Source organism: Paenibacillus sp. FW104-T2 (genome assembly GCF_058789975.1).
Genome location: NZ_JBYTCE010000006.1, coordinates 1 through 26,507 on the forward strand (window position 1 = coordinate 1; position 26,507 = coordinate 26,507).

Consider the following 26,507-nt stretch of genomic DNA (forward strand, 5'->3'; position numbering starts at 1 on the left):
TTGTATTATCATTTTTAAATTTCGTATTCTTAGAAACAATTTTATGAATTGTACTTATAGCAGGTGAGCTAAAAACTTTCTTTTTATTGGATTTCCCCATATAATTCCTCAACCTGCTAAATGATTTAATACCATCACTAACTATATTTTCAAACAAACTAGATCACCTCCATTGGCCTTTATTCTTCTAGAGCACCTTCTAATTCCTCTTCCGAGAACGCAATCAACAGCGAGCGTTCCCCGCGTGGTAAAGCCCAAAACTCTCCGGGACGAAGATGGTGACGAACCCACATGTGATACAGGAACGTGGTCATCCCGCCGGAGTGAATCAGTTTTTTAGGTCTTCAATCTCCACACCGAAGCCGGATAGCTCCAGCACCTTGTCGCCTACGGCATCCAGTTCACCCGCAAGTAGCATGCGACGAACTGCCTGTTCTCCACCGGACAGCTTCATGCGACCTGTGATACGGTTATCTCCCCATCCGGACAGTTCCAGACCGCGGACATTCATTTTCACCGTGGCTTCGGAGATCAGTAGCGCGTTAAAGGTTTCGGTATCTACCTTCTCCTCGGTACGACCCTTGGTTGTTTTACGGATGGTACAGCGTTCGCGAATCTGATCCACTTTGGAGGAGGTCAGTCCACGCAGGGTCAACAGCAGATCCAGGCGCTGAATGCGCACATTTTCTTCCGGCAAACGTTCTGCTGCTTCAAACAGCTGATCCAGAATCTGTTCTTCGGACATGTTTTCATTCATACTCATAGGGCACAATCTCCTTCTCATTTCACAATTGGGGTATTACATCACTACATCTCAACAATCAGGGACAACAAATAGACCGAGAGTTCTCAGCCTGCATGTGTGCCCCTATTTTGTTAAGTCACTTGTTCATATGCTTGATCAGACAAATTTCATTATGGATTCAGTCCTGATCTTAATTGGCAACAATCGGATTCAACAGTTCAAACCCTTCAAACGTAAAGCCCGTTTCCTCCGGTACTTCCTCACCCGCTGTCCAGTTTGCGAGCTGGATTTTGTCCACCATGCAGCCCTTCAGCAGAACACTCTCATGTCCATAGGACTCTGGATCGTCGAGCTTCGAGATGATTTGGAACTTGGTGAACCCGCGCTGGATCATGTCCGAAGTAACTTTGTAACCTGTCATTGTGCCTGTTCCTTTTTTCGCGCCATTTTTGTGAACTTTCCAGTCATTGCCGACCAGATTCAGCTCACGTTTTTCAATTTCCACACTAGCTTCCAGCTTGTTAATATTCGTCTGCCACACCCCATCCATATGCAGCTGACCATGGGTACCGAGAATAACTCTTGATGCATCCAACATGTACAATTCCTCCTTGGGATCTTTTCAAATGTATATAAGTTGAACAAATGGTTCGAAATCCTGAATCTGACTAATAACTAAGCAAAGCTCTCGTCCCGCTCTTCTACACTACTTATTGCACGTAAAATGTACCAAACAACTGCTCCATCACATCGGTCAGCTTCACATTCCACTGCAGGAACACCTGATCTGCCTCCGGTTTCAGGATCGGGGCTGCGCCATAATAGGCTGGGTCGAGAATGACATCATATCCCTCAGCCTCAATCACATTGCTCTGTGCGAGCAGCGCAAGATAGGCCTTCATTGCACCGATCAGCGCCTGGCGCCCCTCTTCGGTATTGTTTACTTTCCCGATATACGTATCTTCCGCAGAACGCTGCAAGTCTGTGTTAATCGCATCCATCACACGAATGGAACGGATTTTTTTCCATGCGTTATTTTGTCCGGCAGCAGGCGTCACGAGTGTATTTACACCGCGAAGCGCCTTTACCTGGCGGCCATCATGGAAGAAAATAAATACGCCATTCTGTACTGCCTGCTCCTGTTCCGCACGAGTCCAGCGACGTGTGACGTCATCGAACGGTGAAGGAGCGTACGTTGTCGATTCATTCAGACGTTGTCCAGCGATGAGACCCGCGACATAAGCGGATGTTTCCGCCGAACTGTAGTACGCATCCCCTAGACGCACACCGGTACCCACATTGATCACACCTTCGTGATTCAAAGTCAGTGAACGGGCGGCTGCCTTCTGTGCAGCGGTTGCAGACGTATCATCTGCAATGGAACCGCCAAATACGGCCATCACCGGTTTTCCTTCGCTGCGTACACGTTTCACCCAGGCCGCGAAGCTTGCCAACATTGGTACATCCGCCGCATGATCCAGTGCCAATACGTCGAATTGCTCGCCTTCCAGTGCACCCTGAACCGCAATATATTCCGCGTTGGTCAGGTCATCATTACCGCTGGCACCACCTTTGAAAGCCGCACCCGACACGGTGGCAACGACACCCGTACCATCGCCAATCGCCTGAGCCGTTACCCACTCATTGCGCTCGTCCTCATTCATCTGTTTGGCTAGAGATGCTGCCGAGATATCCGCGGTCAGGAGTGCATACAGCATCCGGTTGCCTTCAAACAGACGCACTTCATGCTTCGTGTTATCAATTACACCCGGCTGAATGGTGACATAGAATCCGTTCGCACGATCTCCCGGATACTTGGCATCCAACTGTAATACGTCCGCATCGCTGCTGTCCTTCAACGTTAGACTGGCTGCTTTTGCCGTGGCTCCCGCTACCCGATAGGCGAGCAGCTTTTTCGGACCACCCAGCAGAGCGAGCTTCAAAGAAGTATACGCTGTCCCATTATCCAGCGCATGTGCGGAGAAAATACGTTCAATCGCCGCTTCGCTTCCGACTTCTACGAAGGTTCCCACTGGACCCCAGTTCGCCTTGACCGGAACGACAACCGTTCCCCGATTGCCAGCCTGAATGGCTGAAGATGCTGCCGCCTGAAAATTCATATATAAGCCCGGAAGGACCGGACGATTCGTTTGCTCCCATGTTCCGCCTGCCATTATCCCTTCACCTTCGCTTTCATAAATTGGTTGATTCTTACTTGCGTTTCCTCAATGGAAAACGTCTGCTCCGCTGCTTCGTACAGCGCACCATGCAGCACCTCTGCCTTAACGGCAAAGAGGGCTTCCGCATGATTCATCAGTTCCGCCCGCGTATATTGCGGGTCAGGCTGTTTGCTTTTTTTCACGGTGCTTGCCATTGCCACTTCACCTCATCTTTAAATTACGGATACTTTTCCAACCTAGGGACAATTCCTTGCCATTCCTGACTATTCGATTCCCTTACTGTGATGAATCTCGCGGATCAACGGCACATCCGTCCCCGGACGACGAATTCGCTGCTGCAGGGTCAGACGAATCTGCCCGTTCAGGTAGGCATCTGCCTGCAAATCAGCTGAAACCTCCTCCACCGTCAGGTACCGGGTATCCTCTGTATTTGCCAGAGCAATACGGGTCTGTACAGCCAGTTGTTCGACCAGACGTGTAACGGTATGACGGGTGACCCCTTCACCTGCAGCAACGATATGTCCCGTCCACTGCTTTCGCATCTCCAGCGCCGAAGTGCCCGCTGCAGCTGAGCTGTAACCCGTCAATCTCCACAGCACGGAAGGCGTCTCATAACCTCCGGGCCAGACGTCACCATACACGGACCATTCGGAACCAAGCGCTGACTGTGTCCAGTCCTGAAGCGCAGCCATCCAGGAATCCGGTGTACCTGGAACAACATGGTCATCGGTGGATTCAGGAATATACATCCCGAACCGCAGACTTCGTGTCATCATACCTGATCCGGCGTCCACCCGGTCGCAGTCAGATGAACCGAAATAGATACAGGTAAACGCTGCACCCTTCTCGTCCTCCAGCCGTACCTGATGAAGTCCTTTTACCAGCTCCGCGGACCAGGTTTCCAGCTGCTCTGCTCCTCCATCTTCCGGGCGAACGTACGGAGAGATTTTAATAATTCGTCGGTACCCCGCCCAAGCAGACTTGGGTACTTCTTCAGCAAAAGCAACGACCGCACAAGGCCCTGTTAGAGCCTCACCCTGTGCAGGCACATCCAGCACCCGGCCTTCCCATGCCGGAACGAGTGCTGCAAGCTTTTGCTTCAGCGTCTGTCTAACAGCCACACTCATTTGATTTGCCCCTATAGCTGTAACGTTTGTTTTACTTTGGATAGACACATTCATTTCGCCCCCTTCAGCTGCACTCTTGTCATCTGCTCGCATGATGCAGATGCCATGCGGCAGCGCCGGACTCCCCCTTGTTCTCAGTGACTGAGTAAATGATAAATACCGAGATCAATGGCCGGACACGAATCACCGCATCAAAAAGACCGGCCTCTTGGCCGATCTGTACATAAGCGTATGAGCTTTCGGTGTGTGTCCGTTTGCGATTGATCCGATAATACAATCTTACACCCTTTTCTTCTTAGTGCGGACGGTGAATCGGATGACTTCAGTGTGGTTTAAGGCGTGTCTTCGGCGGAAAAAAGACGAGTCCTCGTTTCTCAGGTTATAAGATGAACTGAAACATTTACACGAGAACAAAGAGTGCAGAATCAGTCTGGAGAAGCAGAGCGGTCGCGTTTATCACCGAATTTTTCCCTTCAGAGAAGAGAATCACAAAAATCCGGGGATAACAGTGATCGTAAGATGATTCTGCAATCGTAACGGTTTAGTGTAAAGTTTATAGGTTCACATTATCTCAACGTAACTTGCGGACTCAATGTAATTTCAAATGCACGTCCCCAGATGAAATCCGGATTTGCATAGTCGAGTACAGCATGGCAATATTTCGCATACAACACATCGCAGTTGCGGATTTGGTTGATCGCCACATTACCTTGAGCAAAGGCCGTTTTGCTTGCGAGACCCGCGGTGTACGTCTGCATCAGATCCCGAAGCAGCGTCTGCAGGTGAGCATAATCTTCCTCGGAATTGAACAGCACCATATTCTGGTCCGCAAGGGTAGCCACATTGGTATAGAGCGCGTGTGCTCTGGAGTACGTGCGGATATCCGCGATCGCTACAGCTTTATAGTAGTAATCTTTCAGGAACCGTTTGAACAGCAATGATCCATGCGCATCAACAGCATCGTGAAGAGCAGAAGCGCGCTTTTCTGTGGTAACAAAAGCATATCGGGATTGTCCCATGCCTACGGCAAGGCCAATCTTGTTCCCCGGTGTATTCCAGGCGCTATAACCCAGAACCCGGCCGGTATATGGACTGTTCAGCAGCGCTTCCGCTACATCCACATTCGCTGGTCCTTTTCCGACAAAATCAATCAGCACCGCCGGCAATCCTTGCTCACTAATACTCGTCAGCCGTTCAACCGCGGCTTGGACCTGATCCAGCGCCGTAATCGCAATAATCTCGATATCCACACCTGGCTTTGGTCCCGGCTTTCCTGAAGGCCCGTTGGTCATGCGATCCAGTTCCGAGGACATGTCAAGCGAAGTGGTTCCCTCAGCATCTCCTGGGTAAGCCGCATCTGCTACCAGCACCCCGCCTACAATATCAATGTGACGAGCTACATTCTCGTGAACGTCCATATATTCATAGGTATTAATAATTGTGGAGCCGTGAGGGCCGTAATAATTCACAGCGTAGCGTGTTTTCGCGCCGCCTCGCAGCAGCTGATTCGCCATCCGCGCCACAAGGGCATGACCGAGACCGTCCGCGTCCGGAAGGATGATGGCCCGTTCGGGATTTTGTCCGTCAGTTCCCCCCAGCCATTCGTTAATTCGTGCTTCAACATAGTTAATCTCGTTAATCTGAACCCCCTGTGTATTTGCATCGTCGACACCTACAGCGAGGAAATCAATGTACCCTTTGCGGGCCAGCTGATCCAGAATGTATAGGTTTGTTTTGAACTTGTGCTGTCTGGTGTTGTAGTATTGCTCTTTATTGAAAAAAGTCGTTTCACCATACTCCGCACCATCTGGCGACAGGTTGTAGCCGTTAATAATGTCCTCAAACTCGGTATAGACCTGACGCGGCTGCTGCATGAGTGCACGGGACTCGTTGTAGGCGTCGAGCGCAAGACCGTCTGCAAATGAAGTGGTCGCCAGCCGCATTACCGTATCCATGACATACACCGGTTTACGCGGATATTTCTCCTTGATCACTTGAATCACATTGAGCAGACGCGTCGTTTCTTCATCGTAGTAAGGATAAGCGTCTCCCCCGTCTTCCCGTAGCTGACGACTGCCAATCAAACCGCCATAGGCCAGCATATCAGATGAGATAATGAATCCATCGACTTGGGCAGCATGCTGCAGAATAAACGTATAGATATTGGTCGGAATACCATACGTAGGTGCAGATGTGCCGAGCAGTGTTGTGCCTTCTGTCGTTTTTTCCGCATCGAGTCGGTTTTGAATATCACCCAGGTTCGGCGTAACGATATGGATGCCTGCTGCCTTCCCTTGAACAATGACGTCATCCAAGTTAGCTGGGCGGTCATCCAGTGGAACATACAATACGGTTTTCATATCACGTAACCTCCTGTTTATTAAATTCAGTCTTACATAAGTACCCGATTAGAGCAGGCTCACCATCACCGCATCAAAAAACCGGCCCCCAGGCCGGCTGTACATTAGCGTATGTGCTATCGGCTGTGTCCCTTGCTGCTAATCCGATAATACAATCTTACACCCTTTTTCCGGCTCTGCTGACGGTGAAAGGTACGGTTTCCGTCTGATTGTCGTCGCCCTCCGGGAGGTGAAAAGTCGGTTCCAAGTAATCTCTGTTACGATCATCAAACTTTATGCTTATATTGTACGTTTAGTACATATAAACAAGACCGTGAAAAGGATGGATATTATGAAAACATCGGATTGGTTCTATTTGTGGATAGCCATCCCCTGTTATATGGCAGGACCCGTTATGTACACCATGACGATGTACATTCTCTATCAGGAAACGAACGTATTGACCGTCCCCCTTCTTGGATGGACTGCTGCAACATTTTCGTCCGTTGTTATACTGTTTTATTTGCTTACAGTTATCCTCTTACGTGTGCTGAAGATCTATTTCTTTTGGCTGCAAACCCTGCTCTATATGCTCCTATCCCTCATCCCCGTGTATATGACTGCTGTTCTTATGGGTTCAGGAACTTCCCGGCTGCCAGGACTTTCCTTTCCGTTTACACCTGAAGGCATCCCATTATTAGTGTTCTGGGAAAGTATCTCAGTTATGAGTTCCTGGGGTGTCTGGGCTGCTCACAAACCTTCCATTAAACGTCCCTTCCTACTCTTCTCCGGTGTCTTTCTTATCCTGTTTATCCTTGAATTCTAGCCTCGTTAAAACCAAAAAAGAGCACCGCCATTTCAGGCAGTGCTCTTCATCATTTATATGTTTGCCATCGTTCACTATGCATCCTTTAATGCCATGAGCGAGCGTCTTTTAACATTTTATATTTAAGCAATAATATACCGGAAATTCTCCCAGCTCTCCGGGAACGAATTCCCGTTTCTTGTATGATGATAGAAGCTGAACGGAAATTTGAACACATGGCCTGCGTTCCAATCGCGGGATCGACGGTCGGTGTGCCAGTATTCCAGCTCGTGCGGCAGAGCCGTCGAACGTTCGGCAGGAACCAGCGGCAGCACGTCAACCGGAGATTGCAATGTCCACTGTCCATCTTCACTCACCGCTTCCCGGCTCAATCGTAGGGCCTTTATCATCGTCAGAAACGGTGGGATTCCTTTGTGGAACAGTGCCGGATAACCCAGCTCATGCAAGATATTGAGTGCATGGCCGTAGGTCAGCATATGACCGATCAGATCATGATGGGACTCGGCCTGATAGATCGCCGGGAAAGCCCCTAGCTCATCCAGAATCAACCGGGACAGCTGCTCCGGTCCTTCAATACGAGGAAATTCATCCGTATCATCTATCTTCAGACTGCGGATTTCCTTAACCGTTGTGTTCAGCCACGATCTGCCCGGTATGGTCTTCTCAAATGAATCGATTAGCTCCACCATCCGTTCGATATCCTGCTCAGTGCCCCAGCCATCCAGCTCGCGAATGGCTTTCAGCGTAAGGGCGCCATAGATTGCTTGGTGTCCAACCCAGTGAAGTTCTCCAATCGTACGATCCAGCGCTTCTGTGATCCGCGCCTCGGCTTCTTCCCGTTCGAGTATTTCACCATGGGCAGATTGTGGCTTCTGATCTACTCCGTGTTTGCGAAGCATGGCTTTCGCCTCTGCGGTAACGCTGCCTGCCGCAAGGGAAGACAGACGATTTTCCCGAACCCAGAAATAAGCGGCTATTGCTCCTGCTCCATAGTGGGCATGCCAGAGGTCACCTGTGCGCTCCCGACTCGAAACGATGACCCTCAGACCCTCTTCCAACAAACGTCGATCCATAACGTCATCACTCCTTCACCGAATTTAAATGTATTACACCATGTTTACATTGTGTTTACTTCTATAAAATGAATCAAATCGTGCATATATGCCCGTTTCGCTTCCCAGATTCAATCATTTACCCAAACTGTAGTCTGCCGACACCTTGTACGACAACTTCGAGCGGGAATCGTTGTGCTTTTTGCTCCGAGAAGAACCAGATCCGTTCCTTTTTCACGACAATAAACAGACCATTCACGTCTCCGATCGGGGCAAAGGTTTCACTTATCGCTGCCCATTGGTTTAAGCCCATTTGCTCCAATTCTCCTACCGTGGACAATACGTCCTCTGATACAAGCCCCACCTCGCACACTTGCAGCAGATCGTCCGCCGAGAAAGGACGTTCACTCTTATGATGGGTATTGTGATGAGCAATCAGCTCCAGAATGTTACCAGCGGGATCCTCGAAATAGAGCGAATGGGAATTCCAGTTCTCTGAAAAGGTTTCATCCTCTCCATCCTGCGTACTGAGCTCTACCCGTGCCGCTGCCCAGGCTTTGGCCTCCTGAAAACGATTCTTAGGAATCATCCAGGCAAAGTGATAGAAGGGCTCGTGCTCCATTTCACTGTGTAAAAATATCATTTTTGTGCATCCGATCTGCAATGTGAATGAAGAATCGGAGTCATCGGCCACTTTCAGTCCGAGCGTATCTCTATAGAAATGTTTAATCTCAGCCAAACGAGTGGTGTGCAGCTTCACTTCTTTAAATAGCATCTGACTGCCTCCTCTCGATCACGCCCGTCCGTGCAGCTTCTCCCATGTACTCCATGGCACCATACCCAGCTCCGGCTTCGCTTCATCCGGAAGCATGGATATGAATTCAAGAGAATGACCATCCGGGTCCGTGAAATATACCGATACAGCCGGCATCCAGCCGAATACATACAGCTCACCGATATCATCATCAAGGAAGTTGTGCGTCGTAATCCCTTTACCCTCAAGATATGTGACAGCATGCTTCATGTCCTCCAGCGATACGTGAAAGGCAAAATGCTGCCGCTGCACCAGCTCCGGTTCTTTTTCCCACAGCCCCAGCATGGCATTCCCCGCTCCACCAATCCAGTAAAATGAGTTACCGCGATCCTTCTGCCCATAAGCATGCGGCAAACCGAGAATCTGTTCATAAAAGTGATGTGATCTCTCCAGATTCGTGACGTTCAGATGTGTTTCAAATATGCCTTTAATCATGTTCATTACCTCTTTCTCAGCTTTCGGATGATTTCCGTGCAGATGTCAATGTCTGGGCCAGGCTCAGGAACGAACCAATCACTCGCTGAATCCGATCCTCGATGTCCTGGCTGCCTTCATATTCCTCATATCCGTCAAAGGTTGCTTCAAACCGCCTGCGCTGCGCACCCCCAATGGAGATCCATTCCTGTGCATTAATCCCGTGCAGATTGCGAACGATGGCCTGCAGCTGCAAAAGAGAACTAACCCCCACCGCTCCTCCCGCTGAGCTGATCGACAAGACCGGTTTGCCACTAAAGTGAGCCTGGCTCAGATGATCCAGCGCATTTTTGAGCACCCCGCTGATGCTGCCGTGATACTCTGGCGTTGATAAAATAATGGCGTCCGCCGCGAGCATGCGCGAGTTGAGTTCTGCCAGGTTGTGATCCTCTGCCTGCTTCTCATCCGGTGCGTAGAATGGAACGGGTGTCTGATACAGATCAAACAGGCTCGCCTCATGACCCTGGTTGCGCATGACTTCGACCGCATATTCCCCCAAACGTGTACTGGTTGCATTCTTTCGGTTGCTTCCTGCCAATACGATGATCTTCATCTATGTCACGCTCCTCCCTTTTTTGGGTTGGTATTCCATGATCAACCTTCATCTCTTCTGTCTCTATCTTACCTTGCTTCTTCTTCCATATCGTCAGCAGATAGACTTAACTTGCAGCACAAAAAAACCCAACCTTTCGGTTGAGTTTCTACGACTTTAGGCTGAGAAGGGGATCGAATCAATCAGACCCAGCCGTTCTTCACGGCATGGATGGCTGCTTGCGTACGATCGGCCAATCCCAATTTATCCAGCAGATGACTGACATGTGTTTTTACCGTTTTCTCTGTTATTACGAGCTGAACCGCAATCTCCTTGTTGCTGAGTCCCTGTGCAATAAGGGCCAAGACCTCTTGCTCGCGGCGGGTCAGCGCATCCAGACTCGGCGAAGTTTCTTCGCTTTGTAAAGGTAAAGGCTGCTTAAGCTTCTCATAATTCTGAACTTTCCCGTGTGCTGCTGAATCTGTGCGTACAGTATCCTGCGCTTTTAATGGTATGTCAGATGAAGCCATCACATGCATTAACTGACCAGCCGCGGCAGGATGAAGCTGGGCCTGTCCTGCATGCACATTCCTTATCGCAACGGCAAGATCCTCGGGTTCAATATCCTTCATCAGATACCCTTTGACCCCAGCCCGCACGGCAGGTATAACGTGATCCTGATCCGAAAACGACGTAAGCACAATAACGCGAATTCCAGGCAAAAGCGTACGCAGGCGTCTGGCGGTTTCGATCCCGTCCAGCACAGGCATATGCAGATCCATGAGCACCACATCGGGCTGCAGCTTCTCTGCCTGTTCAATCGCCTCCTGCCCATTGGAGGCTTCCCCTACCACTTTCATATCCGTCTGTGTGGACAAAAACACGTGAAGTCCACGTCTTACCATGGCATGATCATCTGCGAGCAAAATTGTAATCGGCATGCTGTCTCCCCCTGACATTAACCCAATTCGGACGGGAGTGGAATAACTACCGTTACCGATGTTCCCGTACGGGATGAACTTATAAGCTCCAGCTTGCCTCCCAGCGACTGCGCCCGCTCTTTCATAATGGACAGACCGAGCGAACGGGCAGGCAGGGGTTGCTTTCTTTTGGCTCCACCTTTTCCCCGATCCTTAACAATAAACACGGCTTCGGTATCCCCTAGCTGGAGAGTAATATCTGCCGCTGTAACTTCCGCATGTTTGCGTACATTATTCAGGGCTTCCTGTCCAATTCGCCATAACCCCTCTTCTATACTGCGAGGCAGGCTGCGCATGCCGGTTCGGTTGACGACGACCTGCAGCCCCTGGCTCGTACCATACTCCTGCAGTGCACTTAGCAGACCGGATTCGAGTCCGGCGGGACGAAGCTGCATGATCAGCGCTCGCATTTCCTTCAGAGCTTCTTGGGATAACGAACGGATATCTCTCATGGCTTCAGCTGCCGTACCGGACAACATGCTCTCTGCTCCCTTGGCGGTCAACGAGAGCGAGAACAATATTTGGTTTACCGAATCATGCAGATCCCGAGCCAATCGGTTTCGCTCCTCCAGACGGGTTAATTCACGGCTCTTCTCGACGAGTCTCAGACTTTCCCAAGAAGCTGTAATATGTTCTGCCAGCGCATCCATAACCTCGCGGTCTGACAGAAGATAATCCACTTCTGAACCAAGCTGGGCGACCAGCACGGCTGTTTCCCCGGGAGGGCTGAGTGGTATGGCAGCAGCCAGACCTGACGACATAACGGAATCAGGAGGCCTTGTGCCGCAAACCTGAGACAATTCTACCATCTCGGCTGCTGACAATATTTCGGCGCGATGTGATTGAATCACACGTTGTAGTAGGCGATCCGTCTCCGGCGGTATCTCGCTAACTAGCACTGAGTCTTCCAAGGCACTGGCATGCGCCGTTTGTATGCTTAGAGTTCCATTTTTTTGAGCTATCAGAGCGACAAATGGCCATTCGTAATGCTGTCCAAGCAGCTTGACCACCGTCCTGGCCATATCGTCAGCATTGCTGCACTCGTTCAGTTCCAGCCCCAGCGCTCTGCTGAACTCCCCCAGCCTGGCATACTGATCCGCTCTTCTCTGCTCACCGCGATATAATCGCATGCGCTCCATGGCACTTCCAATTTGATAGGCTACGGCCTGCAGAAGCGCCAGCTCCCCTTCACTAAAATGCTCTTTGCCTGGTGCGGCAACGTTGAGCAATCCTATCATTTTCTCACCCGATCGCAGCGGAACCGTTGCATGATGGGTGATGTCACGCGTATCTCCCACTGATGCTCCGTGGCATCCTCAAGCCGTTTGCAGTTAATAATGTTGACGGCATTATCGAGTCTACCATCCCGGAAACGGTTTACACACCAGCATGCTCCACAGCGCATGGGCTCCTTGTCTTGATGAAGCAGAGCCGGTGGCAGGTTATAGTCCGATACACATGAATATTCTCCGCCCTCACGAATGAGAAACACCCAGCCTGTCGTAAGTCCCGTCAGCTCCAGCAGCTTGCCTACTACCGTATCCAGCATCGGGCTCAGATCATTGGATGTGTTCAGCGTCTCCGCAATGGTTTTCAGCGTGTACATTTCCTGCATTCCGGAATCTTGCGGCATGCGGATTTCTCTCCTTTGTTCCATCGAAGTGTTGTTGTTTCATTATTGTATACAATCATTTCAGGAGTTTAAAGGACGAACTTCCAATCGTTTTAACCGAGCTTTTGGCGGCTCTTGCGGGATATGGACAGCGGCTCCACATTGATCAGTCCCCGATCGGATAAGGCAAGGGCCATTTTATAGAAGGCACGGGTTCTGATTTTGGTATACGTATCCTTGCTCACAGGCGGATCAAATACATGGTTGTACACCTTGTAATCAAACACGTCATCATCTTTCAGGTACCGTTCACAAACCAGTATCCGTTCCTTCTCACTCAGACGAGACACGATATAATCAATTGTATCGCAATACGCCTGACGTGCACGCTGTACATCCACATTGTAGATCGCCGTTCTGGCGGTTGAATCCCCTGTGACATTAGTAGGCCCATGGAAACGCTCCGTGTAACTCGCCGTGACCATGACCTCACGTTCTTCAAAGGCAATCGTTTTATAAATTCGGTATTTCTCCAGCGCAGCCTCCACGGCCGTTTGCGTTTTGCGTCGATCCAGTTCAGGCAGCAATAATTCCATATTCATTCTCCTCCTTAAGGGTTTGGTCTAAAATGAAACACGCTAAGCTTCACTTCTTTTATGAGTGTTATACAGTCTTCTCAGAGAAATAACGTCCATTGTCCAGGTCTCTTGCGTTGCCTTTTGGAATCACTTCCGATGAGCTTCATACCTCGAGACTTCCGGTTTCCAGTGCATACAAATCGTTCAAATTTAAGGTCATGTTCGTATTTTGTTCGTATTTCTATTTGAGGATACCACTTATTGGAGATTAGAGTAAACCTTCATTTTGGGTCATTTTGACGATAAAATAAAACCTTCGCTCCTATTTTCTATACCTTTTGGCATAATTGTTTCAATTCCCTTTACCTAATGGTATATATACGTTATAGTACAGATAATTACAGATCCCTCGTATGAGAATGAATTTTTATAGCTTAAGATGGTTACCATTTCACCGTTAACGGAGAGGGCAGAAATAACCTGAAGAAGCGTTAGCTGTCACGTTTATCACCGGATTTCTCCCTTTAGAAAAGGGATTAAGGAAATCTGGGGATAACAGTGATCGGAAGGTTGTTCTGCCTGCGGAGTGCCCCGGTGTAAATAGATTTCTTAATCTATCATTCAGTTACTTATACGAATTAAAGGAGTTGGCATGAATTGTGGAGCACGCTTTTGGTCCTTATCTGAAACAACTGCGAGAACAGCAGAGCTATAGCATCAATCAGCTCGCCGAAGCAGCAGGAATCAGCAACTCACAAATTTCACGCATTGAAAATGGAGTCCGCGGTGTTCCGAAACCAGCCACGATCCGCAAATTGGCAGATGCCCTCTCCGTTCCCTATGCCGACATGATGAAACAGGCAGGGTATATTGAAGCAGCAAATGCAGCAAGCGAAGCTCAAGACATTCCCGAATGGGCAACGTACAAAGACCGGCGTGATTTCAAGAAAATGCTCGAGGACGAAGACGATCTGATGTTTGACGGAATTCCCCTGGATGACGAAGACAAAAAACGTATCAAGGATGTGCTCACCGGACTGTTCTGGGAAGCCAAGCAGATGAACAAACGCAAGAAAAACGATGAACCGGACAGCCGCCAATGAGGCATGGAAAGCTGATTACAATGAAGCAGCAGGTGAGATGATATGGACGAGATGGTAACAAAGCTGATTCGAAAACACCGGACCAACTGCCCCTTCAGCATTGCCAGAGCCATTGGAATACAGATCCGTTTCACCAATTTGGGCAAGTCTACCAAAGGGCTGTATTTCCGTAAGCTCCGCCGCAGATTTATTGTCATTCACAGTGAACTTCCGCTGGAATGGCAGCGGTTTGTATGCGCTCATGAACTTGGACACGACCGATTGCACAAAGGCATCAATCGTTTCTTTTTGGAGGAACACTCCTATTTTGCTCCCGGCAAGCTCGAAAGACAGGCCAATCGTTTTGCCATTCAATTATTGACCTCAGGAGTCATGCCGGAACCTGATGAATCCCTGGAGAAATTCTGTTTACGTACAGGACTGCCGCGCGAAGCGCAGCATTTTTTTTACTCGATATAAGAACATACGTTTCATTAATCTGAGTGTTAAACTTTATTTCCCAATCAGTCGATCAGATGTCACTTTCAGGTTACCTATTTTTACGTAAACCACGAGATTTCCTAATCATAGTCTGCTAAAATACAATTTGAGCTGTGCGAGAGCTCAGGCAGATCATATTTTTGGGAGGGTACAGATTCATATGAAAATCTGGAAGACTTACGTTTCACTTCTGCTAACGGCTTGCTTACTGTTTGGCAGTGTAGGAATTGCGGCCGCTGCAACGGATACAACTCCGGGCACGGGTACACACATTACGATTCTACATACGAATGACACACATGCACGTGCAGTTGAAGCTTCGCCTGCAATGGGCTATGCGAAAGTGGCAGGGATTGCTGACCAATACCGCAGCGAGAATCCAAATACCCTTTTGCTTGATGCAGGGGATGCTGTGCATGGTACTACCTTTGCAACACTCGTGAATGGAGAGAGTATCGTCAAAGTCATGAATGAAATGGGCTACCAGGCCATGGTTCCGGGTAACCACGAATTTAACTACGGTTCCAAGCACCTTGTTGAGCTTGCGGATATGATGAATTTCCCAATGATTAGTGCGAACGTGAAGAAAAAAGACGGAACTCGTCTTTTTGATCCCTACCTCATCAAAGAAGTTGACGGTGTCAAAATCGGAATCATCGCCTTGACTACACCTGAAACCATGTACAAAACCAATCCAAAAAATGTTGAAGGTCTTGATATTACTGACCCAGCTGCGGAAGCCAAAATTCTGGTGAGCGAAATCCGCAGCAAAGTGGATGTCGTTGTTGTTCTGGGACACCTTGGACAAGATGCTTCCAGTACAGACACTAGCTTCAAAGTGGTAAAAGAAGTTCCGGGTATTGACGTATTCATCGACGGACACAGCCACACCATTCTGCAGGATGGTCTCGTATCCGACAACGGAACATTGATCGCGAGTGCCGGAGAGTACACCAACTTCGTAGGTGTCATCGATCTGTGGGTAGACGGCGGCAAGGTAACGAAGAAACAAGCTACATTGATTGATGAAACAGAAGCCAAAGATATTAAACCGAATGAGAAAGTAGCAGCACTCGTGAACTCCATTCAAAAAGAACAAGAACCTATTCTTAAAGAAGAAGTGGCCAATACAGCGATCCTGCTTGATGGTAAACGCGAACAAGTCCGTGCTGGCGAGACAAACCTGGGTGACCTGCTCGCAGATGCCCTTCGTGATGTCAGCAATGCAGATATTGCACTTACGAACGGCGGCGGTATCCGTGCTTCCATTGAAAAAGGTATCGTAACCAAAGGCGACATTATCACTGTACTTCCTTTTGGTAATCAGGTTGTAACGCTGGATGTAAAAGGCTCTGATGTTCTGGCAGCCCTTGAAAACGGGGTAGCCTCCTATCCGGAACCAAGCGGTGGTTTCCCGCAAGTATCTGGCATGACGTTCAGTATCGATACTTCAGCTGCTGAAGGCAGCCGTGTACATTCCGTGATGATTGGCGGCAAAGCTCTTGATCCGGAAGCCACGTATACACTGGCTACAAACGATTTCACTGCCGTTGGCGGTGACGAGTACACCATGTTCAACAAATACACCATCTCCGGCATGTACGGTGCAATGGACGAAGCACTGATTGAATACATGCAGAAGCTTGGCGCTGTGGACATCAAAACAGATGGCCGAATCAAGGAAGCAAAAACACCTGTAGTTGAACCGGAAGCTCCAGAGACAGAGACACCGGCTCCAGCTACACCGAAGCCAGAAACACCAAAACCAGTAACACCAAAGCCAGAAAAACCTTCAAAACCGACACCAAACAAACCAGCTCCTGCCAAAGTATATGTTGTAAAATCCGGAGACTCCCTGTACTCCATCTCCAAAAAATACAACACAACCTGGCAAGCGCTGCAAAAGTTGAACAGCATCAAAAATCCTCACTGGATTTATCCTGGTCAACAACTGAAGCTGCCTGCTGCTTCTTAAGCAGCAAACCAATATTCGAATAGTGTGACCTGCTCCACAGATCGATTGAATCAGACGTGATGATAGCAGTAACAGAAAAAGGGTGTTCCTCAAGCCAACCTGGCTGAAGGAGCACCCTTTCTGCTTCTCATGAGAAAGCAACACTTTGTCTTTCCTTTATGAGTTTTACAGGCAAAAACGATTGAAATACCTTTGCGGCAAAAATAAATCCTCAAACCTGCTCTATCGTACACACACTCTCTGAGTCCCTAATCGTGAACTATAGAAAATATGCGCATAATCGCCACTGTTGCGCGATTTGTTCGTGTTCCAGACGAATAAAATATACAAAAACACTTTGCATATTTGCACGTCTTTCCACACTTCAATCCAATCAGCGGAACGTGTACTTTTCAAAAAAGTTAAAATGCATCGTACACATTCGTAGAGAGTAGTCATTTTGTACGGCATCATGCATATGATTCTGTTAATTCATATGTCTATAGGCCTTGTTTTGATGCTTTATTTCAAAATATCCCACAAAAATGGAATGTTTCATAATATGCGGACCTATAAATATGTCTCTTTATGACACGAATTTACAGTGCACTGACATTCGGACAAATTAGATTATCTACGGACTAGAGCACTTCCTTGGCATGAGTCAGTGCCTCTTCAACACTCATGCCAATCCGCTTGGTTTCCCCTTTACTGGCAAGAGCGTGGGACCCTAATTCGACATTCCGTTCTGCAGCGCCCCGGCCAACCACGATCTGCACCGGCAGACCAATAAGTTCCGCATCCTTGAACTTCACCCCGGGACGTTCATCCCGATCATCTGTCAGCACCGTGTATCCCGCATCCCCTAGCTGCTGTTCAAGCTCCAGGACAAGCTGACGCTGCTGCTCATCTTTCCAGTTTACGGGGATCAGGTGAATCTGATATGGCGCAACAGCTGCCGGCCACCTTATTCCGTCCTCTCCAGCATATTGCTCGGCAATGGCAGCCATCAGACGGGACACTCCAATACCGTAACATCCCATCACCGGGGCACACTGGCGACCATTCCGGTCCAAGAATGAAGCGTTCATGGCATCACTATATTTGGTGCCCAGTTTGAAAATGTGGCCTACTTCAATGCCTTTGGTGAATACAAGCTTGGCCCCACATGTAGGGCAGTTATCCCCGTCAGCCGCGAAGCGAATTTGCCGGGCTTTGTCAAAAGCAAAATCCACCCCCGGGCGAACACCCGACAAATGCATATCGACTTCGTTGCCGCCAGTAATAGCACTCCCCATTGCAGCCACATCCGTGTCCACGATAAGTGGCAGATCCAGACCAACAGGTCCCAGGAAACCAACCTTCAAATCCGAACGTTTTGCCAGCGCTTCTTCGTCAGCCAAAATGAGTTCCTCGGCACCCAATACATGCTTGAGCGCAATATCATTCACTTCATGGTCCCCGCGAACAAGTGCAGCAATCAGTTGACCATCCGCTTGATAGAGCAGTGTTTTGATGATGTGCTCGGGTCCCTCACCGACGTAGGAACTGAGCTCGGAAATGGTACGAATGGCGGGTGTATGGATTCGGATTAGCGATTGGTCCGCGGCATTGGACTGGTCTTCAGCTGTATGCTGGGTTACAGCTCCATTTGTCTGGTATCCGGCCTTCTCGAGATTCGCAGCATACCCACACTGCCTACAGGATACAATTGTATCCTCTCCCACATCAGCCAGTGCCATGAATTCGTGTGTTTCTCCCTGACCACCGATTGTACCTGCATCTGCTTCTACACGAATATATTCCAGACCGCAGCGCTCCAAAATGCGTGAATATGCCTTATTCATCGCCTGATACGTGTGATCCAGCTCTTCCCAGTCGGAAGCAAAAGAATACGCATCCTTCATAATAAACTCGCGGCCACGCAGCAAGCCGAATCTTGGACGCCGTTCATCCCGGAACTTGGTTCCAATCTGATATAACGTGAAGGGCAATTTCCTGTAGGAATTGACCTCATCACGCGCAAGAGCAGTCACCACTTCCTCATGGGTTGGTCCAAGGGCGAACTCTCGATCGTGGCGATCCTGCAAACGCATTAGCTCAGGGCCGTACTGGCTGTATCTTCCCGATTCCTCCCACAGCTCTGCCGGCTGCATAATAGGCAGCAGTACTTCCTGACAACCGGCACGATCCATCTCTTCCCGAACGATCCGCTCGACATTAAGCAGTATACGCCGCCCCAGCGGCAAATAACTGTATATCCCTGCTGCCAGCTGGCGAATCATGCCTGAACGAAGCAGCCAGCGATGTCCAGCTGCATCCGCTTCTGCCGGCGCTTCACGTAATGTTGGAACAAGCATTTCACTTTGACGCATCCATTCCACACTCCTCATCTTCCTGATCATTTTTGCAAAATGAGTGGATAAACCGCAAAAAGACACATCCGTCAAGGGACGAATGTGTCGTGGTACCACCCTTATTTAACTGCATGGTTACGTTCACTAACACGTCTCGGGTTCCCCCGGGCATGCTGAACAAACGTCCCGTTTCCCTAATAGGCAATCCGGAATCATACAGTCCTCTGAGGCGTAACGGGCCCAGTCCGGCGGAGGTTGCAGCCTGCTGGCATTCTCTTCCGCAGCTCGTGAGGTGGGAATGACGAAGCAGCAGCAGAAACCTCTCACCAATCGGTTCCCTCTCTGATTGAAGCTGGCTGGCGCAATTATGTCCTCACTAATCGCTGTTATCATTTTTGATCACATTAGTGCATTTGCAAGCAATTGTCAACTACTGTGTTACATGCAGATAACGGGCAGGAAGAATTCCGCGGGTGATGCTGACATCCCGCTGGCTTCCCTGTAATATAGAGAGATAGAGAACATGTATTATTGATAAAGGAGCTTGTCCTATGCCATATATTATCTATGATCTTGAATTTACGGTTAGCCGTAACGCTCGTTACTCTTCTGAAATTATCGATATCGGTGCGGTAAAAGTTACGGAAGGACCTGACGGATTATATGTATCCGACACGTTTCATACTTACGTTCGTCCTTCGAATAAGTCGGTGCTGTCCACAGACACCATTCAATTTACCGGAATTACGCAAAAAGATATTGATGCTGCTCCTCTTTTTCCTGAAGCACTCCAAAACTTTATCGCCTGGATGGGAAGCGAAGTTTATTACATGTGTTCCTGGGGACCTGATGACCGCAGCAAGCTGATCTCCCATTGTCGCACACACCAGCTTGATGTTGCCTGGATCACGAATCATAATGACCTGCAGCAGCAGTGGTCGCGAACCGTTCGCAAGGAAGGCAAATTCCGTCAGCTTGGACTAGCTCAAGCACTCGAACTATGCGGAATCGAGTTCGATGGCACCCAGCATCGTGCACTGGATGACGCCATCAATACTGCCAAAGTATTCATGCATCAATTCGACCGCTTCAATCTGGAAACCAACTGTGCCGCGGATGATGAAGGCGTTGCTTCCAAGGTTGTCTATTCCAGCAGCACAGAAGACGATGTGAAGGATTCACCCTTCGGTAATCTGGCTCATCTGTTCAAAACCAATGAATAAGCTGTGTTATCTTTCCTCTTAATCATGCAAAAGAACGCCTGTCCACGCTGGGCATTAGCTATACAACTGCTGCCAGCGTCTCAGGCGTTCTTTCATTACGCTCCGGTATCCCTCGGGTTCAAGAATCTCTGCCTCTGGCCCATATTGACTAAGCCATCTCAAAAATTCCTGATCTTCAGCCAAAATGGTCTCCAGCAGTAATGTTCCTTCTGGTTCCATCGTGAGAATGGGACGCACCAAAAATTTTTGCTGCATCACATGCTCAACAGCATCGCGGGAGAAACGGATCTTGAACGCAATCCATTCTTGTTCTTGACAGGCTCCCGACTTGCGGAAATGAGATTGCAACAGAAAGTCGTCTTTGCGGAATGTACGAGGCAGAATCCTTACTTTTTGCAGATTCTCTACTTCAAAAATCCTTAGCGTCTCCGTAAGATGACAGTATGCCAACAAATCAAAACGGTACTCACGTGGAATCAAGCAATACGGATCGAGCCGCACCACTTTCTTCATGTTTTGAGTGAGATATTCTGCCTCAATTGTGTTTTGTGACATGCCAGCTTGAAGTAAAGTCACCAGTGAACTGCTTTTCCATTCATCGCCGTCATTCTGCCAGGCAGGCAGCCCTGTTTTAAATAAACCGCCAATCTGCTCTGACCACTCTACCCGCTCCGTTTTGTTCTTCTGATTCGATGCAACCACTTTCTCATAGGCGCTCTCGAAGGCAGGCTTCAGATAAGGACGAATATCATCCATAACCTCCGCCAAATGAGCAAAAGCGTGAGCCTCCTCATCAGACCAGTTGAGCGGATACATGGCAAAGTTGCTGATAAACATGTAACCTCTCCCGTGTCCCATATTGGCGATCGGAATATGCATTGCGCTGAGGGCCTCCATGTCGCGATATATCGTCCTTTCCGTTGTCTCGCATCGCTCGGCCAGCTCCCGGGCCAGAATTCCCGGTTTCGCCTGCACGAGAGTTATAATGCGCATTAATCGGATCAGTCGGTCTGTCATTTTGCCGGACCCTCCACTAAGTTGTCAAAAAAATCGATACAACTCCATCCAATTGTTAATCATGATATATAGTACATTCGACTCACTCTTTATTTTCACCTTTAAATTCTATGTAGAAACATTCATTTTCATATCATTCTCAATAGTCCTTTGTTCCTACTCACATAACATGGTTTTTTCGTGGCTATTATACGCTCCACCATACGTGATTCCGTAGTGGTAACGCAGCTTCTCCACAATTTCGGCTTCTTGGTAATAATCCAGATCCTGTTTTCGTGCTGCCTCAATCAACAAGGCATCTGCATGCCTGCGAAGCAGATTGCTTCCCTCTTGTGCACGACCTCTTTCATAGGCCCGCAGGGCTTGTTTAATCAACGGCACGGTCTCGCTTAGTTTAATCGTCTTCTCCACCTTCGGGTCCTCCGGCTGCCTTAACATCCCCAGGTGGCTTGTATATTGAATATACAATTGCTCACGGCGCAGCAGCACTCTCTGACTCTGCTTCACTTTACGTGTGCTCCAGTAGGCAGAGCATATGGCTGCTTTTCCAGACACACGAGGGCCCATGGCAAATTCGAGGAGAATTTGTTTACTCTCCCCTTTGTATACATCGCCGAGCCGCAGAATCCAGCCGATGTCGGTCTCCTTTGATCGGCAACCATAAATCCCTTTGAGTTCAATTCCAAATTCCGGTTTGAGCAAAAGTTCCATGTCTCTTGACACAATTTTAGGTGCTACTTTCCTAAGTCTTTTGGCAGGGGCCCCGTAACGCCATTCCACCATCATATATACGGGGTCGGCCCCCCCTGTCGGTATGGCCTCTCTGTTCCACGAATAACATACTTCAAAGACTGAGTTCACTGGTAGTCTCTCCCCCGATTTATGTGTATTATCTTATAAGTTATCAGGGTGAATGGACACTATATTGTCACGGAACATATGTTCCCGTAATATTTTTACATTAAAATGTTTTCACATCCCTAAATCCGCCTAAATCCGACATAAAACGACGAAAAAGCCTGGCATTATGCCAAGCTTCCCCGCTTCATATTTATGACAAGTCCCAACTTACACGGTAGGCTGATTCATTCCCATCTCTGTCATGGATGCTGCCCATTCCGGTTCTCTCACAGGTGCGTAAGTCACACTATCAATGATTAGTTTACGCCCGATTGGCTCTCCATTTACGGTAATCATAATCGTTTTGGTTGGTGTTGTTTGCTCTGTTGTGTACATATATTTCTTCTCCTTTATTCACGATCTTATTCTAAAAATCGGATATATTATTATTTTTATTATTTTCGTCATTGTGAATGGAAGCACCCGGAACCGGGGTAATGATATTATGTTTAAACTGTCCGCGCGCTGCCTTGAACGTATATTACCCTGTTGCACATTGAATTAAACAAATGATCCTTCCTGAAAATTTGCAATGTACTGAACCCAACACGCCGCTTTTGGCGTATAATGTAAGAGCCGTATTTCAACAAATGACGACGAATTCGGCAGACGAAAAACCTCACCGAAAGAAGGTGCCAATGATGCCACAACCCATGAAGGGTCATTTCATTCGGGTGTTATTCACCACATGCATTTTATTTACCGTTTCACTTTCATCTACAGTAAGTGCAGCTAGTGCCAATATATTCTCTGACATATACAGCGGGTGGGAACGCGTTTCCGAGCTCCCCGGTGAAGTGAACGCCCTGCAGGAAAGCTACCAGCAGACGCTGAACCAACTGAATGAAACCTCTGCTCAACTGGGACAAGCCCAGGCCAATGTTGAAGCATTCAAGGCTCAGAATGAGCAGTTAATAGAACAGAACCAGAAGCTGACCGATATGGTCACGAAACTGCAGGAAGATCAAGATGCCAAAAATGCCACGACCAAGCGAATTCAAACGATGATTATTACCGTCATTGTCCTCATATTAGGCTATTTTGTTCTGATTCGCGTGATGCGCTGGGGAATGCGTCGTCGTTCGGGCCGAGCCTAAAAGAACAGGAGCAAGCACATGCACATACACCTGAACACTGCCGAGGCCGGCGGAGCTGGACAAGTGGTAACCTTCTCGCTGGTCCAGAATGACCGGCTTCATATTTTGCACCCGCAGCAAATCGTAGCCTTTCGCGGATCGAGCGGCAGTCGCAATGACAAGTTCATGAACATCTCAGGCATGGTCCGCAAAAAAAAGCTGATCAAATCCGAAATCACTGGCCCCTGCCAATTTGTGGCTGCACTCCCTCCCGGTTTTACCATGAAGGAAGTGGAGCTCACCGAGGAGAGTGATTTGCTGTACGACTTTCGGCATCTCTTCTTTTACTCAGACGGAGTCAGCATGCATACCAAGATCCAGAAGATCAAGAACATGCTGATCACGCAGGATGCTGTCAAAATGAAATTCTCAGGCAAAGGCAAGATTGGACTGTTAACCCAAGGCCAGGTCTGCCAGCAGGAATTACATCCTACTGCCCCGCTTTACGTAGATGCAGGCAGCATCATAGCCTATCCCGAGAATGCCAAGCTGGAACTCACCGTGTATGGAAATAATCTCGCCAGTCAGCATATGAACTACCACTGGAAAATGACGGGACAGGGCTCGGTACTCTTCCAGGCAGGACGGGAGAATAGCAGACTCGAACGGGACCTGAATGATGAAGGACTATTCAAACGCATCCTTAAGGAAGTCATCCCTTTCGGCAATGTAATCATTAAATGAACCGCCCGGTGCTCTCCGCATTTATTACACATGCGGGGTAGTCACCGGGCGGTTTCGTGTTATAATGGTTCAGACAATTGAAGAAGAAAATCCATGCCTCCTGGCATGGGAGAGGTTCGCGAACTCCCTCTATAAGACTTGACCTTTCGCAGGTCATTACAAGTCTTGCGTACACCGTGTATGACGTACGTAAAAAACTAAGGACACTTTTACCGTGCTGTTTTTTTAGCAGCGTAAGGAAAGGTGTGTTTTTTGATGGATGCCAGTTCATGAACTTCTCTGTTCTTCCGACACTCTATGCCTACGTGCATGGATTGATCTTAAGAAGATGGAGAGGTTTTTTTATGTTGAACGAAGAAAAAGCGGTCGTCGTATTTAGCGGTGGTCAGGATAGTACCACATGTTTGTTCTGGGCCAAACAGCAATTTGCTGAAGTTGAGGTGGTGACCTTCGATTATGGACAGCGTCATAAGCTGGAGATCGAATGCGCCGCTGCGATTGCACACGATCTCAATGTACAGCAAACCGTGCTGGACATGAGTCTGCTTAACCAGCTCGCACCTAATGCATTGACCCGTACAGATGTGGAAATTACGCATGAAGAAGGCGAGCTGCCCAGCACATTTGTAGATGGCCGCAACCTGCTTTTCCTCAGTTTTGCCGCCATTCTCGCGAAGCAAAAAGGAGCGCGTCATCTGGTCACTGGCGTATGTGAGACAGATTTCAGCGGATATCCGGATTGCCGGGATTCGTTTGTTAAATCCATGAATGTGACGCTTAACCTGTCGATGGACTACCCGTTTGTCATTCATACTCCGCTAATGTGGCTGGATAAGGCCCAAACGTGGAAGATGGCTGATGACCTTGGTGCCTTCGATTATGTACGCGAGCGGACACTGACCTGCTATAACGGGGTTATTGGAGATGGATGCGGTGAATGCCCTGCATGCAAACTGCGCAAAGCAGGATTGGATCGCTACGTGGAGCAGCGCTCTGCTAGGGCATCTGTAGGAGCAGATGGACGATGAGAGAGCCAGGAACATTCCGCATAGTTGATCATTTGCAGCGGATTGGGGAGGATATTCTGCCTTCACAGCTGCGTTATCATCGCAAACGTGTGCTGGTCAGCAAAGAGTTCACCTTCGATGCTGCGCACCACCTGCATTGTTATGAAGGCAAGTGCAAGAACTTGCACGGCCATACGTATAAAGTCGTTTTTGGCATCAGCGGTTATCCGGGCGAGACCGGACTGACAGTTGATTTTGGACACATCAAGGATATATGGAAAACACAAATTGAAGGATATCTGGATCATCAGTATCTGAACGAGACGCTCCCCCTCATGAATACCACGGCTGAAAACATGGTCGTCTGGTTGTTCGAACAAATGGAACACGCGCTTCAGACTGAACCCTATGCAGGACTTACGGAAGGCGGCCGAACCGAATTTGTGCGTCTCTACGAGACACCAACCAGCTACGCCGAGGCTAGACGGGAGTGGATGATCGATGAGTAGTGTGCAAGAAAACGTGAGCGCTGCTTCCTCCGTACAAAGCAAAGAAGCTCGCATCCCGGTTATGGAAATTTTCGGTCCGACCGTTCAAGGCGAAGGCATGGTCATCGGACAGAAAACCATGTTTGTTCGCACCGCAGGCTGCGATTATCGCTGCTCCTGGTGCGATTCTGCATTTACCTGGGACGGCAGTGGCAAGGACCAGATCCAGATGAATACACCAGAGGAAGTATGGGCTGAACTGCGCCGTGTTGGCGGTTCGCGATTCTCCCATGTCACCATCTCGGGTGGGAACCCTGCCCTGCTGGCTTCGCTGGGCGGGTTGGTTTCTTTGCTCCGGCAGAATGGCATCCGCACTGCGGTGGAGACGCAGGGCTCCCGCTGGCAGTCTTGGCTGGCTGACATTGACGAAGTCACCGTCTCTCCCAAGCCGCCTAGCTCGGGCATGGACACTAACTGGGACGTGCTGGATGACCTCATTAAGCGATTGTCCACAGGCCCAGCAGGACGCAGCCACAGCCTGAAAATTGTCATCTTCGATGAAGCAGACTTGGATTATGCCCGTCGCGTGCATGAACGGTATCCGGCTACCGATTTGTTTTTGCAGACCGGAAACCCCGACGTCACTTCTACCGAGACGCCAGATCTGGCTTCGTCGCTGCTCGCCCGTTATGAGTGGCTGATTGATCAGGTAAGTGCATCAGATGACCTGAACGATGTTCGCGTGCTACCACAGCTGCACACCTTGGTGTGGGGAAACAAACGCGGCGTTTGATCGGCTCCATGGACAGCTTCGTGGAATGGGCGGCATGATGTAATTTTTCGTAAACAACCAGTGGCTTCATATTTATAACTTGGAATCCCTATCATATATACCGGAG

The 26,507-nt window shown here is 48.9% G+C and carries 29 protein-coding genes; 10 read left to right on the forward strand and 19 right to left on the reverse strand.

Annotation, left to right across the window (positions count from 1 at the left end):
• Nucleotides 1-328: 328 nt before the first annotated feature.
• From AC3WQ3_RS09380 to AC3WQ3_RS09410, 7 genes are all read right to left on the reverse strand, one after another.
• Nucleotides 329-763 (reverse strand): phage tail assembly chaperone, encoded by a 435-nt coding sequence (locus tag AC3WQ3_RS09380; RefSeq protein ID WP_095288941.1) that lies wholly within the window; start codon nucleotides 761-763, stop codon nucleotides 329-331.
• 172 nt (nucleotides 764-935) lie between these two features.
• Nucleotides 936-1,343, reverse strand: coding sequence for a phage tail tube protein (locus AC3WQ3_RS09385; RefSeq protein ID WP_095288940.1), 408 nt, complete (start codon nucleotides 1,341-1,343; stop codon nucleotides 936-938).
• Nucleotides 1,344-1,455: 112 nt separating this feature from the next.
• A complete protein-coding gene (locus AC3WQ3_RS09390) occupies nucleotides 1,456-2,919 on the reverse strand; it encodes a phage tail sheath family protein (protein WP_492472073.1) in 1,464 nt (487 codons plus the stop codon).
• Nucleotides 2,919-3,107, reverse strand: a complete 189-nt coding sequence (locus tag AC3WQ3_RS09395) for a YqzN/YkzM domain-containing protein (RefSeq protein ID WP_492472074.1) — start codon at nucleotides 3,105-3,107, stop codon at nucleotides 2,919-2,921. The genes AC3WQ3_RS09390 and AC3WQ3_RS09395 overlap by 1 nt, the downstream gene beginning before the upstream one ends.
• Before the next feature lie 81 nt (nucleotides 3,108-3,188).
• Nucleotides 3,189-4,145: a hypothetical protein gene (locus tag AC3WQ3_RS09400; protein WP_492472075.1), complete on the reverse strand. Its 957-nt coding sequence runs from the start codon at nucleotides 4,143-4,145 to the stop codon at nucleotides 3,189-3,191.
• Nucleotides 4,132-4,329 carry a hypothetical protein gene (locus tag AC3WQ3_RS09405; RefSeq protein ID WP_492472076.1) on the reverse strand — a complete coding sequence of 66 codons (198 nt, stop codon included), beginning with the start codon at nucleotides 4,327-4,329 and terminating at the stop codon, nucleotides 4,132-4,134. Before AC3WQ3_RS09405 ends, AC3WQ3_RS09400 begins: the two co-directional genes overlap by 14 nt.
• Before the next feature lie 289 nt (nucleotides 4,330-4,618).
• Nucleotides 4,619-6,412: a DUF4127 family protein gene (locus AC3WQ3_RS09410; protein WP_492472077.1), complete on the reverse strand. Its 1,794-nt coding sequence runs from the start codon at nucleotides 6,410-6,412 to the stop codon at nucleotides 4,619-4,621.
• Nucleotides 6,413-6,743: 331 nt separating this feature from the next.
• Between AC3WQ3_RS09410 and AC3WQ3_RS09415 the strand changes: the two genes are divergently transcribed.
• Nucleotides 6,744-7,217 (forward strand): hypothetical protein, encoded by a 474-nt coding sequence (locus tag AC3WQ3_RS09415; protein WP_492472078.1) that lies wholly within the window; start codon nucleotides 6,744-6,746, stop codon nucleotides 7,215-7,217.
• A gap of 122 nt (nucleotides 7,218-7,339) precedes the next feature.
• Here the strand turns inward: AC3WQ3_RS09415 and AC3WQ3_RS09420 are convergent, their stop codons facing one another.
• The 8 genes from AC3WQ3_RS09420 to AC3WQ3_RS09455 form a co-directional block, all read right to left on the reverse strand.
• Nucleotides 7,340-8,290: a hypothetical protein gene (locus tag AC3WQ3_RS09420; protein ID WP_492472079.1), complete on the reverse strand. Its 951-nt coding sequence runs from the start codon at nucleotides 8,288-8,290 to the stop codon at nucleotides 7,340-7,342.
• A 118-nt stretch (nucleotides 8,291-8,408) separates the two neighbouring features.
• Nucleotides 8,409-9,044, reverse strand: a complete 636-nt coding sequence (locus AC3WQ3_RS09425) for a VOC family protein (protein WP_492472080.1) — start codon at nucleotides 9,042-9,044, stop codon at nucleotides 8,409-8,411.
• 18 nt (nucleotides 9,045-9,062) lie between these two features.
• Nucleotides 9,063-9,518 (reverse strand): VOC family protein, encoded by a 456-nt coding sequence (locus AC3WQ3_RS09430; RefSeq protein ID WP_492472081.1) that lies wholly within the window; start codon nucleotides 9,516-9,518, stop codon nucleotides 9,063-9,065.
• Between the two features lie 16 nt (nucleotides 9,519-9,534).
• Entirely contained in the window at nucleotides 9,535-10,110 is a 576-nt protein-coding gene (locus AC3WQ3_RS09435; protein WP_127538081.1) for an NADPH-dependent FMN reductase, read from the reverse strand.
• A gap of 182 nt (nucleotides 10,111-10,292) precedes the next feature.
• The gene (locus tag AC3WQ3_RS09440) at nucleotides 10,293-11,030 is read right to left on the reverse strand and encodes a response regulator (RefSeq protein WP_492472082.1); all 738 of its coding nucleotides are present in this window, start codon (nucleotides 11,028-11,030) and stop codon (nucleotides 10,293-10,295) included.
• Between the two features lie 17 nt (nucleotides 11,031-11,047).
• Nucleotides 11,048-12,367, reverse strand: a complete 1,320-nt coding sequence (locus tag AC3WQ3_RS09445) for a GAF domain-containing sensor histidine kinase (protein WP_492472083.1) — start codon at nucleotides 12,365-12,367, stop codon at nucleotides 11,048-11,050.
• Nucleotides 12,304-12,702, reverse strand: a complete 399-nt coding sequence (locus tag AC3WQ3_RS09450; protein WP_492472084.1) for a GAF domain-containing protein — start codon at nucleotides 12,700-12,702, stop codon at nucleotides 12,304-12,306. The genes AC3WQ3_RS09445 and AC3WQ3_RS09450 overlap by 64 nt, the downstream gene beginning before the upstream one ends.
• 92 nt (nucleotides 12,703-12,794) lie before the next feature.
• Nucleotides 12,795-13,277, reverse strand: coding sequence for an ArpU family phage packaging/lysis transcriptional regulator (locus AC3WQ3_RS09455; protein WP_154892681.1), 483 nt, complete (start codon nucleotides 13,275-13,277; stop codon nucleotides 12,795-12,797).
• Between the two features lie 638 nt (nucleotides 13,278-13,915).
• Between AC3WQ3_RS09455 and AC3WQ3_RS09460 the strand changes: the two genes are divergently transcribed.
• The 3 genes from AC3WQ3_RS09460 (at nucleotide 13,916) to AC3WQ3_RS09470 (ending at nucleotide 16,817) form a co-directional block, all read left to right on the forward strand.
• Nucleotides 13,916-14,362, forward strand: coding sequence for a helix-turn-helix domain-containing protein (locus AC3WQ3_RS09460; protein ID WP_127538077.1), 447 nt, complete (start codon nucleotides 13,916-13,918; stop codon nucleotides 14,360-14,362).
• A 42-nt stretch (nucleotides 14,363-14,404) separates the two neighbouring features.
• Entirely contained in the window at nucleotides 14,405-14,821 is a 417-nt protein-coding gene (locus tag AC3WQ3_RS09465) for an ImmA/IrrE family metallo-endopeptidase (protein ID WP_492472085.1), read from the forward strand.
• A gap of 181 nt (nucleotides 14,822-15,002) precedes the next feature.
• Nucleotides 15,003-16,817, forward strand: a complete 1,815-nt coding sequence (locus AC3WQ3_RS09470; protein ID WP_492472086.1) for a 5'-nucleotidase C-terminal domain-containing protein — start codon at nucleotides 15,003-15,005, stop codon at nucleotides 16,815-16,817.
• A gap of 620 nt (nucleotides 16,818-17,437) precedes the next feature.
• Here AC3WQ3_RS09470 and AC3WQ3_RS09475 read toward each other — a convergent pair.
• Nucleotides 17,438-19,171, reverse strand: coding sequence for a proline--tRNA ligase (locus AC3WQ3_RS09475; RefSeq protein WP_492472087.1), 1,734 nt, complete (start codon nucleotides 19,169-19,171; stop codon nucleotides 17,438-17,440).
• Nucleotides 19,172-19,704: 533 nt separating this feature from the next.
• On the opposite strand from AC3WQ3_RS09475, the gene AC3WQ3_RS09480 reads away from it, so the two are divergent.
• Nucleotides 19,705-20,376 (forward strand): 3'-5' exonuclease, encoded by a 672-nt coding sequence (locus AC3WQ3_RS09480; protein ID WP_127538074.1) that lies wholly within the window; start codon nucleotides 19,705-19,707, stop codon nucleotides 20,374-20,376.
• A gap of 54 nt (nucleotides 20,377-20,430) precedes the next feature.
• On the opposite strand, the gene AC3WQ3_RS09485 is transcribed toward AC3WQ3_RS09480, so the two are convergent.
• The 3 genes from AC3WQ3_RS09485 to AC3WQ3_RS09495 all read right to left on the reverse strand — a co-directional run bounded on the left by AC3WQ3_RS09485 (nucleotide 20,431) and on the right by AC3WQ3_RS09495 (nucleotide 22,629).
• The gene (locus tag AC3WQ3_RS09485; RefSeq protein WP_336781169.1) at nucleotides 20,431-21,393 is read right to left on the reverse strand and encodes a helix-turn-helix transcriptional regulator; all 963 of its coding nucleotides are present in this window, start codon (nucleotides 21,391-21,393) and stop codon (nucleotides 20,431-20,433) included.
• A 156-nt stretch (nucleotides 21,394-21,549) separates the two neighbouring features.
• Complete coding sequence (locus AC3WQ3_RS09490; RefSeq protein WP_492472088.1) at nucleotides 21,550-22,254, reverse strand: hypothetical protein; 705 nt, start codon at nucleotides 22,252-22,254, stop codon at nucleotides 21,550-21,552.
• A gap of 207 nt (nucleotides 22,255-22,461) precedes the next feature.
• Nucleotides 22,462-22,629, reverse strand: a complete 168-nt coding sequence (locus AC3WQ3_RS09495) for a hypothetical protein (RefSeq protein WP_170948122.1) — start codon at nucleotides 22,627-22,629, stop codon at nucleotides 22,462-22,464.
• Between the two features lie 305 nt (nucleotides 22,630-22,934).
• Here AC3WQ3_RS09495 and AC3WQ3_RS09500 point away from each other — a divergent pair, with 305 nt between their 5' ends.
• From AC3WQ3_RS09500 to queE, 5 genes are all read left to right on the forward strand, one after another.
• Nucleotides 22,935-23,390 carry a hypothetical protein gene (locus AC3WQ3_RS09500; RefSeq protein WP_492472089.1) on the forward strand — a complete coding sequence of 152 codons (456 nt, stop codon included), beginning with the start codon at nucleotides 22,935-22,937 and terminating at the stop codon, nucleotides 23,388-23,390.
• Nucleotides 23,391-23,408: 18 nt separating this feature from the next.
• Nucleotides 23,409-24,113: an AIM24 family protein gene (locus AC3WQ3_RS09505; RefSeq protein WP_127538070.1), complete on the forward strand. Its 705-nt coding sequence runs from the start codon at nucleotides 23,409-23,411 to the stop codon at nucleotides 24,111-24,113.
• A gap of 347 nt (nucleotides 24,114-24,460) precedes the next feature.
• Nucleotides 24,461-25,141 carry a 7-cyano-7-deazaguanine synthase QueC gene (gene queC / locus AC3WQ3_RS09510; RefSeq protein ID WP_492472235.1) on the forward strand — a complete coding sequence of 227 codons (681 nt, stop codon included), beginning with the start codon at nucleotides 24,461-24,463 and terminating at the stop codon, nucleotides 25,139-25,141.
• Complete coding sequence (gene queD, locus AC3WQ3_RS09515) at nucleotides 25,138-25,629, forward strand: 6-carboxytetrahydropterin synthase QueD (protein ID WP_492472090.1); 492 nt, start codon at nucleotides 25,138-25,140, stop codon at nucleotides 25,627-25,629. Before queC ends, queD begins: the two co-directional genes overlap by 4 nt.
• The gene (gene queE / locus AC3WQ3_RS09520) at nucleotides 25,622-26,401 is read left to right on the forward strand and encodes a 7-carboxy-7-deazaguanine synthase QueE (RefSeq protein ID WP_336781172.1); all 780 of its coding nucleotides are present in this window, start codon (nucleotides 25,622-25,624) and stop codon (nucleotides 26,399-26,401) included. Before queD ends, queE begins: the two co-directional genes overlap by 8 nt.
• Nucleotides 26,402-26,507 lie beyond the last annotated feature (106 nt).

Bases quoted from the DNA above. Each gene is read 5' to 3' on its own strand.
- AC3WQ3_RS09380 (WP_095288941.1), bottom strand. From the start codon at position 763: ATGAGTATGAATGAAAACATGTCCGAAGAACAGATTCTGGATCAGCTG.
- AC3WQ3_RS09385 (WP_095288940.1), bottom strand. From the start codon at position 1,343: ATGTTGGATGCATCAAGAGTTATTCTCGGTACCCATGGTCAGCTGCAT.
- AC3WQ3_RS09390 (WP_492472073.1), bottom strand. From the start codon at position 2,919: ATGGCAGGCGGAACATGGGAGCAAACGAATCGTCCGGTCCTTCCGGGC.
- AC3WQ3_RS09400 (WP_492472075.1), bottom strand. From the start codon at position 4,145: ATGCGAGCAGATGACAAGAGTGCAGCTGAAGGGGGCGAAATGAATGTG.
- AC3WQ3_RS09410 (WP_492472077.1), bottom strand. From the start codon at position 6,412: ATGAAAACCGTATTGTATGTTCCACTGGATGACCGCCCAGCTAACTTG.
- AC3WQ3_RS09415 (WP_492472078.1), top strand. From the start codon at position 6,744: ATGAAAACATCGGATTGGTTCTATTTGTGGATAGCCATCCCCTGTTAT.
- AC3WQ3_RS09420 (WP_492472079.1), bottom strand. From the start codon at position 8,290: ATGGATCGACGTTTGTTGGAAGAGGGTCTGAGGGTCATCGTTTCGAGT.
- AC3WQ3_RS09425 (WP_492472080.1), bottom strand. From the start codon at position 9,044: ATGCTATTTAAAGAAGTGAAGCTGCACACCACTCGTTTGGCTGAGATT.
- AC3WQ3_RS09430 (WP_492472081.1), bottom strand. From the start codon at position 9,518: ATGATTAAAGGCATATTTGAAACACATCTGAACGTCACGAATCTGGAG.
- AC3WQ3_RS09435 (WP_127538081.1), bottom strand. From the start codon at position 10,110: ATGAAGATCATCGTATTGGCAGGAAGCAACCGAAAGAATGCAACCAGT.
- AC3WQ3_RS09440 (WP_492472082.1), bottom strand. From the start codon at position 11,030: ATGCCGATTACAATTTTGCTCGCAGATGATCATGCCATGGTAAGACGT.
- AC3WQ3_RS09450 (WP_492472084.1), bottom strand. From the start codon at position 12,702: ATGCCGCAAGATTCCGGAATGCAGGAAATGTACACGCTGAAAACCATT.
- AC3WQ3_RS09455 (WP_154892681.1), bottom strand. From the start codon at position 13,277: ATGGAATTATTGCTGCCTGAACTGGATCGACGCAAAACGCAAACGGCC.
- AC3WQ3_RS09465 (WP_492472085.1), top strand. From the start codon at position 14,405: ATGGACGAGATGGTAACAAAGCTGATTCGAAAACACCGGACCAACTGC.
- AC3WQ3_RS09470 (WP_492472086.1), top strand. From the start codon at position 15,003: ATGAAAATCTGGAAGACTTACGTTTCACTTCTGCTAACGGCTTGCTTA.
- AC3WQ3_RS09475 (WP_492472087.1), bottom strand. From the start codon at position 19,171: ATGCGTCAAAGTGAAATGCTTGTTCCAACATTACGTGAAGCGCCGGCA.
- AC3WQ3_RS09480 (WP_127538074.1), top strand. From the start codon at position 19,705: ATGCCATATATTATCTATGATCTTGAATTTACGGTTAGCCGTAACGCT.
- AC3WQ3_RS09485 (WP_336781169.1), bottom strand. From the start codon at position 21,393: ATGACAGACCGACTGATCCGATTAATGCGCATTATAACTCTCGTGCAG.
- AC3WQ3_RS09495 (WP_170948122.1), bottom strand. From the start codon at position 22,629: ATGTACACAACAGAGCAAACAACACCAACCAAAACGATTATGATTACC.
- AC3WQ3_RS09500 (WP_492472089.1), top strand. From the start codon at position 22,935: ATGCCACAACCCATGAAGGGTCATTTCATTCGGGTGTTATTCACCACA.
- AC3WQ3_RS09505 (WP_127538070.1), top strand. From the start codon at position 23,409: ATGCACATACACCTGAACACTGCCGAGGCCGGCGGAGCTGGACAAGTG.
- queD (WP_492472090.1), top strand. From the start codon at position 25,138: ATGAGAGAGCCAGGAACATTCCGCATAGTTGATCATTTGCAGCGGATT.
- queE (WP_336781172.1), top strand. From the start codon at position 25,622: ATGAGTAGTGTGCAAGAAAACGTGAGCGCTGCTTCCTCCGTACAAAGC.